General features: G+C 72.3%; 10 protein-coding genes and 1 other RNA gene. 10 read left to right on the forward strand and 1 reads right to left on the reverse strand.

Annotated elements, in window-relative coordinates:
• Window positions 1–363: 363 nt before the first annotated feature.
• Window positions 364–1,479 carry a peptide chain release factor 2 gene (gene prfB, locus K6I34_RS21565; RefSeq protein ID WP_229327972.1) on the forward strand — a complete coding sequence of 372 codons (1,116 nt, stop codon included), beginning with the start codon at window positions 364–366 and terminating at the stop codon, window positions 1,477–1,479.
• Between the two features lie 215 nt (window positions 1,480–1,694).
• Window positions 1,695–2,744: an LPXTG cell wall anchor domain-containing protein gene (locus K6I34_RS21570; protein ID WP_229327973.1), complete on the forward strand. Its 1,050-nt coding sequence runs from the start codon at window positions 1,695–1,697 to the stop codon at window positions 2,742–2,744.
• A gap of 180 nt (window positions 2,745–2,924) precedes the next feature.
• On the opposite strand, the gene K6I34_RS21575 is transcribed toward K6I34_RS21570, so the two are convergent.
• A complete protein-coding gene (locus K6I34_RS21575) occupies window positions 2,925–3,119 on the reverse strand; it encodes a hypothetical protein (RefSeq protein WP_229327974.1) in 195 nt (64 codons plus the stop codon).
• Between the two features lie 277 nt (window positions 3,120–3,396).
• Between K6I34_RS21575 and ftsE the strand changes: the two genes are divergently transcribed.
• The 8 genes from ftsE (at window position 3,397) to K6I34_RS21615 (ending at window position 10,707) form a co-directional block, all read left to right on the forward strand.
• Window positions 3,397–4,086: a cell division ATP-binding protein FtsE gene (ftsE, locus tag K6I34_RS21580; RefSeq protein ID WP_229327975.1), complete on the forward strand. Its 690-nt coding sequence runs from the start codon at window positions 3,397–3,399 to the stop codon at window positions 4,084–4,086.
• A gap of 17 nt (window positions 4,087–4,103) precedes the next feature.
• On the forward strand, window positions 4,104–5,021 hold the full coding sequence (gene ftsX / locus K6I34_RS21585; protein WP_229327976.1) for a permease-like cell division protein FtsX: 918 nt from the start codon (window positions 4,104–4,106) through the stop codon (window positions 5,019–5,021).
• Between the two features lie 91 nt (window positions 5,022–5,112).
• On the forward strand, window positions 5,113–6,429 hold the full coding sequence (locus K6I34_RS21590; protein WP_229327977.1) for a S41 family peptidase: 1,317 nt from the start codon (window positions 5,113–5,115) through the stop codon (window positions 6,427–6,429).
• An 18-nt stretch (window positions 6,430–6,447) separates the two neighbouring features.
• Window positions 6,448–6,954 (forward strand): SsrA-binding protein SmpB, encoded by a 507-nt coding sequence (smpB, locus tag K6I34_RS21595; RefSeq protein ID WP_229327978.1) that lies wholly within the window; start codon window positions 6,448–6,450, stop codon window positions 6,952–6,954.
• 92 nt (window positions 6,955–7,046) lie between these two features.
• Window positions 7,047–7,417: a transfer-messenger RNA gene (gene ssrA, locus K6I34_RS21600) on the forward strand.
• Between the two features lie 125 nt (window positions 7,418–7,542).
• Window positions 7,543–8,730 (forward strand): hypothetical protein, encoded by a 1,188-nt coding sequence (locus K6I34_RS21605; RefSeq protein ID WP_229327979.1) that lies wholly within the window; start codon window positions 7,543–7,545, stop codon window positions 8,728–8,730.
• A gap of 225 nt (window positions 8,731–8,955) precedes the next feature.
• Window positions 8,956–9,915 carry a LysR family transcriptional regulator gene (locus tag K6I34_RS21610; RefSeq protein WP_229327980.1) on the forward strand — a complete coding sequence of 320 codons (960 nt, stop codon included), beginning with the start codon at window positions 8,956–8,958 and terminating at the stop codon, window positions 9,913–9,915.
• Between the two features lie 201 nt (window positions 9,916–10,116).
• On the forward strand, window positions 10,117–10,707 hold the full coding sequence (locus tag K6I34_RS21615) for an ABATE domain-containing protein (RefSeq protein ID WP_229327981.1): 591 nt from the start codon (window positions 10,117–10,119) through the stop codon (window positions 10,705–10,707).
• The last annotated feature ends 203 nt before the right edge of the window (window positions 10,708–10,910 follow it).

The following is a 10,910-nucleotide window of genomic DNA, read 5'->3' on the forward strand; positions in this document are numbered from 1 at the left end:
GGTAGGGGGCGCCCAAGCCCGCTGTCGACTCTCCGCAGGGGTGGGAGACCGCGCCCCTTCAGGGGCGCGGGGAACTGCGCGAGCAACCAGCCACGACCCGCAGCCGCCGGACGGACACGGGCGACCGAGCTCGCAAGCGGCTTCTCAGGGGCGCGGGGAACTGCGCGACAAGCCCCCACCGGGGCCACAAGCCGCGCGCGGAGCGCAAGCCGCACACCCGGCAGGCGCAGGGGCCCCGGGGGCGCAGCCCCCGGGAAAGAGGGGCCTCCCGCCGTCAGGGGCCGGGGTCCGGGCCAGGGGCCCGGGTGGTGAGAGGGACCGCATCGGACACCCGCAGCCCGGCGCAGCCGTTAGGCTGGGTGCGTGGCAGTCGTTGACGTATCCGAAGAGCTGAAGTCCCTCTCCTCGACCATGGGGTCGATCGAGGCCGTCCTGGACCTCGACAGGATGAGGGCTGACATCGCCCTGCTCGAGGAGCAGGCGGCCGCCCCCTCCCTCTGGGACGACCCGGAGGAGGCGCAGAAGATCACCAGCAAGCTCTCGCACCTCCAGGCCGAGCTCCGTAAGACGGAGGGCCTGCGCGGCCGCATCGACGATCTTGGTGTGCTGTTCGAGCTCGCCGAGGCCGAGGGCGATGCCGACGCCATGGCCGAGGCCGAGGCCGAGCTGACCTCCGTCCGCAAGGCGCTGGACGAGATGGAGGTCCGTACCCTCCTCTCCGGTGAGTACGACGCCCGTGAGGCCCTGGTCAACATCCGCGCCGAGGCCGGTGGCGTCGACGCCTCGGACTTCGCCGAGCGTCTCCAGCGCATGTACCTGCGCTGGGCCGAGCGCCACGGCTACAAGACGGAGATCTACGAGACCTCGTACGCGGAAGAGGCCGGCATCAAGTCGACCACCTTCGCCGTCCAGGTCCCGTACGCCTACGGCACGCTCTCCGTCGAGCAGGGCACCCACCGTCTCGTGCGCATCTCGCCCTTCGACAACCAGGGCCGCCGCCAGACGTCCTTCGCGGGCGTCGAGGTGCTCCCCGTCGTCGAGCAGACCGACCACGTCGACATCGACGAGTCCGACCTCCGTGTGGACGTCTACCGTTCCTCCGGCCCCGGTGGCCAGGGCGTCAACACCACCGACTCGGCGGTGCGCCTGACCCACATCCCCACCGGCATCGTCGTCTCCTGCCAGAACGAGCGCTCGCAGATCCAGAACAAGGCGACCGCGATGAACGTCCTCCAGGCCAAGCTCCTCGAGCGCCGCCGCCAGGAGGAGCAGGCCAAGATGGACGCGCTCAAGGGCGACGGCGGCAACTCCTGGGGCAACCAGATGCGTTCGTACGTCCTGCACCCTTACCAGATGGTCAAGGACCTCCGTACCGAGTTCGAGGTCGGCAACCCCACCTCGGTCCTCGACGGTGACATCGACGGCTTCCTGGAGGCGGGCATCCGCTGGCGCAAGCAGCAGGAACAGCAGGAGAAGTAATCCCATTCGGCTGCATAGCCGGACAAACGTGCCTGAAACTCCCTTGACGCTGCCTCAGAAACTGGACAGGCTGGCGTGCGGCATGCGTATCACTGGGGCGCGTGTGGCGGGGGGCGAGCGGCCCGGCGAGTAGCCGGTGCGACGCTCCCGCCCCAGAGCCACCGCCCTGTGTATGGCTGCTCCAATGACGATCAGCTACTGGGGGTAGCAGGTATATGACCAAGAAGACGCGGGTGCGCGTCGCGCGCATAGCCGCCGGCGCGGTGATCGCCGCGGGTGCTTCGCTGACGGCCGCGGGTGCGGCCTCCGCCGCGGGTGTGCACGTCGCCGGGGTCGGTACGGCCTCGGTCCACGGTGTCACCGCCCCGGACGGCGACCCCGACCACATCCCGCAGCCCGGCGGTGACACCACGGGTACCACGGGCACTACGGGTAACACCTCCACCGGCACGACCGGTAACACGTCCACCGGTACCTCGACCGGCACGAGCACCGGCACCTCGACCGGCACGTCCGGTGACCCCTCCACCAGCGGTACGACGGGCAACCCGTCCACCGGTGGACCGTCCAGTGGCGGCCAGACCGACGGCGGTACGTCCACCGGCACCTCGACGGGTACCTCGACCGGGACCTCCACGGGTACGTCCACCGGTACGTCGGGCGACCCGTCCACCGGTGGCCCGTCCACCGGCAGCACGGGCAACACCGGCTCCACCGGCGACAACGGTGGCACGGGTAACACCGGCTCTACCGGCAACAACGGCGGCACCGGCAACACCGGCTCCACGGGCAACAACGGTGGCACCGGCAACACGGGCGGTACCGGCGGCAACACCGGTGGCAACACGGGTGGCACCGGCGGGAACACCGGTGGCGACGGCGGGAACACCGGTGGCGACGGCGGCAGCACCGGCGGTCACGAGGGCTCCTCCGGCTCCACCGGTGGCGAGCACAACGGCACCGGCGGCAGCACGGGCGGCGGTGACCACGAGGGCTCCACCGGCTCCACGGGCGGCGGCGACAAGGGTGACAAGCCCGGCGAGGGCCGGACCTGCCCCGTGGACACCGCGAGCAACTGCGGCACCAACACCGACACGGACAGCGCGGGCCTCAAGCCCGTCCAGCAGGCCAAGCCGAAGGAGGAGCTCGCCCAGACGGGTGCGGGCCAGACCTCCTTCCTGCTCGTCGGCGCCGCGACGATGATCGCGGGCGGCGTCGGCTTCCGGCTGCTCCCGCGTCTGATGGCCCGCGGCACCGCGGCCTGAGCGACGACCCCCTGAGCGACCCCTGGGGCGGCCCCGGCGGCCCCGGGCGGGGGCGCACAGGACGAGGGCCCGGAGCGCACTGCGCTCCGGGCCCTCGTGCGTGATGTCAGGGGCGATCCGGCGGGGAGGCGTGCCAGCATGGCCGGGCGTGCGGCCTGGCGCCGGTGCGTGGCCGGGCGGCTACCCGGCGAATCCGCGGGCGGCCACGGCCACCGCTATCAGTGCCACGAGCAGCACGAGCAGCGCGGCCGGGTTCAGGCCCGCGAAAATGCCTTCCTGGTGCTGAAGCCGCTCCCGGCTCGCCCGGCAGACGGGGCAGCGGCCCTCGCTGACGGGGGCCGCGCAATTGGCGCACACCAGTCGGTCGCATGTCATGCGATCTCCTCCTCCGGTACGTCCAACGCGCGGGGACGCCGAGCGGTTCCCCTTACCACTGTGCCAGCTTCCCCGCCGTTCGGCGCGGCCGGTCGGCTGAACCCGGGAGCGTGGACCCGATTGCCCCAGTTTTCTCCCCGGCGGGCCGGTGACAAACGCGCCAAGACCGGACGCCGTCTGCGCGTACACGTGTGGTTCGCGTATGGTCACGCTCACCGACGGGAGCCGCGCGCGCGGTGTTCCGTGACCCTGTCCAGGCCAGACGCGTGGTGCACTCGTGATCCGATTCGACAACGTCTCGAAGTCCTATCCCAAGCAGAGCCGCCCGGCGCTGCGCGATGTCTCGCTGGAGATCGAGAAGGGCGAGTTCGTCTTCCTCGTCGGCTCCTCCGGGTCCGGCAAGTCCACCTTCCTCAGACTCCTGCTGCGCGAGGAGCGGGCCAGCACGGGCCAGGTGCACGTGCTGGGCAAGGACCTCGCCCGGCTCTCCAACTGGAAGGTGCCCCAGATGCGCCGCCAGCTGGGCACGGTCTTCCAGGATTTCCGGCTGCTGCCCAACAAGACGGTCCACGAGAACGTGGCCTTCGCCCTGGAGGTCATCGGCAAGCCCCGTGGCGAGATCCGCAAGGCCGTCCCGCAGGTGCTGGAGCTGGTGGGCCTCGGCGGCAAGGAGCAGCGGAGGCCCGGTGAGCTCTCCGGCGGTGAGCAGCAGCGCGTCGCGATCGCCCGCGCGTTCGTCAACCGCCCCCTGCTGCTCATCGCGGACGAGCCGACCGGCAACCTCGACCCCCAGACCTCGGTCGGCATCATGAAGCTGCTGGACCGGATCAACCGGACGGGGACCACCGTCATCATGGCCACCCACGACCAGCAGATCGTGGACCAGATGCGCAAGCGCGTCATCGAATTGGAACAGGGCCGTCTCGTGCGCGACCAGTCGCGCGGCGTCTACGGCTACCAGCACTGAAAGCCTGAAAGGACGCCATGCGCGCCCAGTTCGTCCTGTCGGAGATCGGCGTCGGTCTCCGCCGTAATCTCACGATGACCTTCGCGGTGATCGTCTCCGTCGCCCTGTCGCTCGCGCTGTTCGGCGGGTCGCTGCTGATGCGCGAGCAGGTCAGCACGATGAAGGGCTACTGGTACGACAAGGTCAACGTCTCCATCTTCCTCTGCAACAAGACCGACGCCGAGACCTTCCCCTCCTGTGCCAAGGGGGCGGCGACGGAGGACCAGAAGAAGGAGATCCGCACCGACCTGGAGAAGATGAAGGACCTCGTCCAGACCGTCCAGTTCGAGACGGCCGACGAGGCGTACAAGCACTACAAGGAGCAGTTCGGCAAGAACTCCCCGATCGCGGGCTCGCTCACGCCGGACCAGATGCAGGAGTCCTTCCGCGTCAAGCTCAAGGACCCCGCGAAGTACGAGGTCATCTCCAGCGCCTTCGCCAAGCGGCCCGGCGTGCAGACCGTGCAGGACCAGAAGTCGCTGCTGTCCAACCTCTTCAACCTGCTCAACGGCATGAACTTCGCGGCGCTCGGGGTGATGTTCCTGATGCTGGTCGTGGCTCTGATGCTGATCGTCAACACCGTGCGGGTGTCGGCGTTCAGCCGCCGCCGGGAGACCGGGATCATGCGGCTGGTCGGCGCGTCCAGCTTCTACATCCAGATCCCGTTCATCATGGAGGCGGCCTTCGCCGGCCTGCTGGGCGCGGGCCTGGCCTGTGTGCTGCTGGTCTGCGGCCAGTACTTCCTCGTGAACAACTGGCTGGTGCACCACATCGACGTCATCCAGTTCATCGGCTGGGACGCGGTGCTGGCCAAGCTGCCGCTGGTGCTCGCGATCGGCCTGCTGATGCCCGCGCTCGCGGCGGCCGCCGCGCTCCGGAAGTACCTCAAGGTCTGACAAAGACCCGACGCGAGAACCAGGGCGCAACCGAGGCGCCGTGCGGACAACTCCCCGTACGGCGCCTTCTTTGTGTCCTAGACTCACGCGCATGCCCGGCCCGCCGATGTTCTTCCCGCAGCGCCGCGCGCGGCGCACTACCGCGTTGACCTTGGTCTTCGCGGGCGTGCTGGCGACGGGTGCCGCCGCCGGTTCCTGGGACGCGGGCGCGCACGACGGCCGGAAAGCCACGGAGGCGCGCGCTCCGGCGCATGTGGCGGGGCAGTCCGGGAGAGCCGCCGTCGGGAGAGCCGGGGGCGCCGACGAGGGCCGGGACGAGGAGCAGGACGGGGACGAGGGCGCCCTCCCCGAGGACGACGAAGCGGGCCGCCCTCCCGACCCCCGCGCCGTCGAGGCCGCCGCCGGACGGGCCGCGGCGGACGGGAAGTCCGGTGCCGCTGCCGCCGCCGAGGTCATCGGCCGCAGCGGCGACCGCTGGAGCTCCGTCTACAGCGCCCGCGCGTACGCGGGGCTGGAGCGCGCCCTGGACGGCGTGTACATCGGCGTCGGCCTCACCGCCCGGCCCGCCGACGGCGGCGGCACCGAGGTCGACGCCGTACGGCCCGGGGGCCCGGCCGAGCGCGAGGGCATCCGCGCGGGCGACCTGATCCGCTCGGTCGACGGGGTGGCGACGGAGGGCAGACCGGTCGCCGAGGTCGTCGCCCTGCTGCGCGGCGACGACATGGCGGAGGGCGGCGCGGATGAGGGCACGCCCGTACGGATCGGGCTGCGGCGCTCCGGCGGGTCCTGGGAGCGGACCGTGTACAGGGCCCGGCTGGCCACCGAGAACGTCGCCGTGGAGCGGCTGCCGGGCGGCCGGGAGGAGGGCCCCGGCGCCACCCGCATCCGGGTCGACTCCTTCACCCGGGGCACCGGCGAGCGCATCCGCCGGGCGGCGCGGACGGCCGCCCGGGGCGAGGGCATCCTGCTCGACCTGCGGGGCAATTCCGGCGGCCTGGTCACCGAGGCCGTGGGGGCCGCCTCCGCCTTCCTCGACGGCGGTCTCGTCGCCACCTACGACGTGCCGGGCGGGCAGCGCACCCTGGAGGCCGCGCCGGGCGGGGACACCGGGCCGCCGCTGGTCGTGCTCGTCGACGGCGGCACCATGAGCGCGGGCGAGCTGCTCGCCGGGGCGCTGCAGGACCGCGGCCGGGCGGTCGTCGTCGGCACCCGCACCTTCGGCAAGGGCTCCGTGCAGCTGCCGGACAGGCTCCCCGACGGCTCGGTCGCGGAGCTCACCGTGGGCCACTGGCGGACCCCGTCGGGCCACGCGGTCGAGGGCCGCGGCATCGCCCCCGACGTGGTCGTGCGCAGCGACGCCGAGCACCGTGCCCGCACGGTATTGAGTGGCCTCAGAGGCGGGTCCTAGTGCGAGAATGTGCGCGCTATGACTAAGGGAAAAGAGAAGAAGGCCAAGACCGACCGCAAACTGGTCGCGCAGAACAAGAAGGCGCGCCACGACTACCACATTCTGGACACCTACGAGTGCGGTCTGGTGCTGACCGGTACCGAGGTGAAGTCGCTGCGCCAGGGCCGTGCCTCGCTCGTGGACGGCTTCGTGCAGATCGACGGCGGCGAGGCGTGGCTGCACAACGTCCACGTCCCCGAGTACGCCCAGGGCACCTGGACCAACCACACCGCGCGCCGCAAGCGGAAGCTGCTGATGCACCGCGCCGAGATCGACAAGCTCGACTCCAAGTCGCAGGAGACGGGCCACACGATCGTGCCCCTCGCCCTGTACTTCAAGGCGGGCCGGGCCAAGGTCGAGATCGCCCTGGCCAAGGGCAAGAAGGAGTACGACAAGCGGCAGACCCTGCGCGAGAAGCAGGACACCCGCGAGGCCAACCGCGCGATCTCCGCGGCCCGCAGGCGTCAGCGCGCCCAGGCCCGGTAGCCCGTCCGGCTAAATGCGCTGGCGACGGCGGCCGCCGGTCACGTACGATGGACATCGCACCCCGCAAGGGGCGCACCTTGAAAAAACAACATGGGGATGATCGGTTTCGACAGCGGATGTCGAAGCAGGGGAAGCGAGCCGAGGAAGCGGCAATGATCTCGTAAACCATATGTCGCAACCAATAATCGCCAACACCAAGCGCGATTCCTTCGCCCTCGCTGCCTAAGTAGCGACTTTGCGAAGTGTCAGCCCGGGGCTGTTCCCGACCCGGATCCTGGCATCAGCTAGGGAACTAAACCTCTAGACCCGGTCACGGGGTCGAGAGGGAAATCAAACAGTGACTGAGCCCGTCGGAGACTTGTCCGTGTGATCTCCGGGGCTGAGAAAATCGCAGCGGACTGCGCTCGGAGAAGCCCTGGTTCCGCACCGTTGGACGCGGGTTCGATTCCCGCCATCTCCACTCCCCATGAAAAGCCCCCGACCTGCGCCTATGGCGTCAGGCCGGGGGCTTTTGCGTGCCATGTCCCGGCCGGGTGCAACCTCGCGGCCCGGCGGCCCCTCTTCCTGGGTGCGACGAGGGGGTGCGCGGTGAACTGGACTCGTGCGGTGATCGCTGTCGTGAGCGCCGGAGCGCTGTGGCCGGCCGGGGCCGCGGCGGCCGACGACGGACGGGGCGGGCGGGACGTCCGTGACGGACGCAGCGGGGTGCATCTGCTGCTCAACGGGGCCTTCGACAACCGCCCCGGCGGGCTCGTCGACATAGACGTCCAGGGCGTGCGCGGCCGGGGCGAGGTCACCGTCTCCTCGCCCGTCTTCGGCCGGAGCGTCCGGCTCACCCCTTACGAGCACCGGGCACCGGAGGCCGCGCGCGGCCACCACGCCCGGCCCGCGATCGCCATGGCCGTACGGCCCGGCAGCTATCCGCTCACCGTGCGCGCGGGCGGCCACGTCGTCGCCGAGGACCGGGTCGAGGTCGGGCCCGCGCGGCGGCCGCGGTTCACGGTCACGTCGCCCGGCGAGGTCATGCGGCCCGGCGAGCAGCTGTGGATGGCCTACGACGACCTCTTCCCCGGCGAGACCGGCACCGCCTTCGAGGCGCGCTCGCCCGCCTTCCCCGCGCCCGTGCGGCTCGCCCACGACCCGAAGAGCGCCGACTGGAACAACCCCCGGCTGTTCTCCGGCGGGCTCGCGCTGCCGGCCGCGGTGAAGGACGGCACGTACAAGGTGACGCTCACCGGGCCCGGCGGGCGCGTCCTCGACGAGAAGCCGCTGACCGTCCGGGCCGCCCGGCCCGGCGACCGCGACTACCTGGGCCGCGCGCACGGCCCCGCCTTCTTCGACACGGCGGTGAGCTCCGGGCCCTCCCTCGCCCGTACCCGCCACAAGGTCGCCGTCGGCGGCACGGTCAACGTCCTGTGGCGCGACGGCGCGCCCGACCCCGGCGAGGAGGGCCGTATCGTCGCCACCTCCCCGGCCTTCGAGCGCCCGGTGCTCCTGCGCCGCGACGAGAGCAAGGCCGGTGACGGGGACGCGCCGCGTTATTACGGCCCCGCCCGCATCCGGAAGGGGCTCGGGGCGGGGAGCTACCCCGTCCTGGTGGTCAGCCACCACGGCCGCGTCCGGAAGATCAGCCGCCTCCTGGTGACGGAGGCGGCGTCCGTCAGGGCCCCGGTATCGGCCTCCGCCTCCCCACTGGTGGTGGGGACGGTCGCGGCGGGCGCGGCGGGGATACTGACGCTGACGGGGGTGGCGCTGGCCAAGTCCCGGCGTCCGTAACGTTTTTCGTCGCGCCGTCGGGCCGGGGGAGTGAACGTGGAAGCCGGGCGGGCGGCCACGAGCATTCCGCCCGCCACGGTGAACAGCGGCCGGGAAACAGGGGAGTAAGGGGAGTCAGAGGAATCGGGGGAATTCGGCATGCGGCAAGCCTCGTGGGCGGTGCGGGTGCCGGTCCAACACCTGATTCCTCGCCATTGACAACACCCCTGTTGTTGACTGCGGCACATGGCCTCAGCAGACACCGACCCCCGGCTCCTCCGCGCCTTCGCCGCCGTCGCGGACGAACTGCACTTCACCCGCGCCGCCGCCCGGCTCCACCTCGCGCAGCAGGCGCTCAGCCGGGACATACGGCGGCTCGAACGGCACCTGGGCACCGAGCTGTTCACGCGCTCGACCCGGCAGGTCTCCCTCACCGCGGAGGGCGCGCGCCTGCTGCCGTACGCCCGGCGCGTCCTCGCCGCGCACGACGAACTCGCCGCGGCCTGCGCCCGCGACGGGCGCCCCCTGCTCGTCGCCGTCGGCGCCACCACCGGCACCGCCCACCGCGTGCTGACCGCCGCGCGCGAGGCCGCGCCCGAGCGCGAGCTCGTGGCACGTTTCCACGGCGGGCTCACCGGCGCGGCCGCCGAACTGCTCGCCGGGCGGCTCGACGTGGCGTTCGGGCGCTTCGCAGGACTGGACCCGGCCGTCCGGGCGCGGCTCGCCCATCTGCCCGTGCGGTACGAGCCGATGGCCGTCCTGCTGCCCGACGACCACCGGCTGGCGGGGCTTCCCGCCGTGCCGCTCGACGGGCTCGCGGGCGAGACCCTCTACGTCGCCGCGGGCAACCCCGACACCGCCGAGTGGACCGACCTCGCGGAGCGGCTCTTCGCGGGCCGGGGGATCGCCGCCGCCGCGCCCTTCCCCGGGCTCGACGGCGACGAGGAGTTCGTCCGCGTCGTCCGCAAGCGGCGCTGGTCCGTGCTGGCGAGCGCCGACTTCCTCGACGTCCCCGGCATGGTGCTGCGCCCGCTCACCGACCCGGTGCCGCTGTCGCCCGTCTCGTTGGTGTGGCGCCCCGGCCTGCGACACCCGGGCCTGGACGCGCTGCGGGCGGCGGCCGCGGCGCTGGCCGCGCGCGAGGGCTGGCTCGTCCGCCCGCCGGGCAGCTGGCTGCCCGGGGCCGACGAAGCGCTGATGCGCTGATGTGCTGACGCGCGTATGGCCGCGCGCCCGCGTATGACGCCGCACGGCGGATACGGGGGTTACGGGCGCGCACCCGACGGGGCACCCTTGGAGGTGGCGACTCCGCCGCGGACAGGGCGCGCGGGAAGAGCGCGTACGTGTAGAGGCGCACAGGCGTGTACGGCGTGTACAGGGCGCGAACAAGGAAAAGGTGACCGGCGCATGGCGGCGACAGCCTCCTACTCCTACGGTCTGCGATTCGATGCCGGGCGGCCCTGCCTGGACCTGGTGGCCACGGTCGGCGCCCGGTTCAGCGAGGAGCCGGTCGAGAGGCTCGACACCCCGGAGCGGCTGCGCGACTGGCTGCTCGGCGCCGGGGTCGTGCCCCCGGGCACCCCGCTCGGCGCCGTCGACGCGAGCTGGCTCGGGCGTTTCCGCGCGGCCCGCGACCTGCTGCACCGCGTCGTCCACGCCGAGGTCGACGGCCGGGCCGCCGAGCCCGACCTGGAGCGCGTCAACGCCCTCGCGGCCGCCGCGCCGCCCGCCGTGCGGGCCGTACGGACCGAGGACGGCACCCTCGTCCGTGCCGTCGCCGCGCCTCCCGACTGCGGGGCGCTCGTGGGCCAGATCTGCCGCGACGCGGTGGAACTCCTGACCGACCCGACCACGCGGGGCCAGCTGCGCCAGTGCCAGGGGGAGACGTGCTCCCTCGTCTACCTGGACATGTCGCGGGGGCACCGGCGCCGCTGGTGCTCCAGCGAGGTCTGCGGCAACCGCGAGCGGGTTGCGCGGCATCGGCGCCGGCACGGGTAGCCACCGGGCTCCGCCGGTTTCCGGCTGCGCCTACTGGGGTGCCTCTTGCGCGCGCCGCGCGGCTGCGGGCCGCGTTCGGCCGCTCGCGCAGTTCCCCGCGCCCCTGACGGGGCACCCGCAGCCGGGAACGGGGCCGCGCCCCATAGGGGCGCGGGGAACTGCGCGACAAGCCACAACGGACCCGCAGCCGCGCGCCGTGCGCA

This window comes from Streptomyces sp. UNOC14_S4, from assembly GCF_020740835.1.
GTDB lineage: Bacteria > Actinomycetota > Actinomycetes > Streptomycetales > Streptomycetaceae > Streptomyces.

What these genes read in the sequence shown, in the direction of transcription:
- K6I34_RS21615 (WP_229327981.1), top strand. Translation starts at nt 10,117, where the DNA reads ATGGCGGCGACAGCCTCCTACTCCTACGGTCTGCGATTCGATGCCGGG.
- K6I34_RS21575 (WP_229327974.1), bottom strand. Translation starts at nt 3,119, where the DNA reads ATGACATGCGACCGACTGGTGTGCGCCAATTGCGCGGCCCCCGTCAGC.
- K6I34_RS21570 (WP_229327973.1), top strand. Translation starts at nt 1,695, where the DNA reads ATGACCAAGAAGACGCGGGTGCGCGTCGCGCGCATAGCCGCCGGCGCG.
- ftsX (WP_229327976.1), top strand. Translation starts at nt 4,104, where the DNA reads ATGCGCGCCCAGTTCGTCCTGTCGGAGATCGGCGTCGGTCTCCGCCGT.
- K6I34_RS21610 (WP_229327980.1), top strand. Translation starts at nt 8,956, where the DNA reads ATGGCCTCAGCAGACACCGACCCCCGGCTCCTCCGCGCCTTCGCCGCC.
- K6I34_RS21590 (WP_229327977.1), top strand. Translation starts at nt 5,113, where the DNA reads ATGCCCGGCCCGCCGATGTTCTTCCCGCAGCGCCGCGCGCGGCGCACT.
- smpB (WP_229327978.1), top strand. Translation starts at nt 6,448, where the DNA reads ATGACTAAGGGAAAAGAGAAGAAGGCCAAGACCGACCGCAAACTGGTC.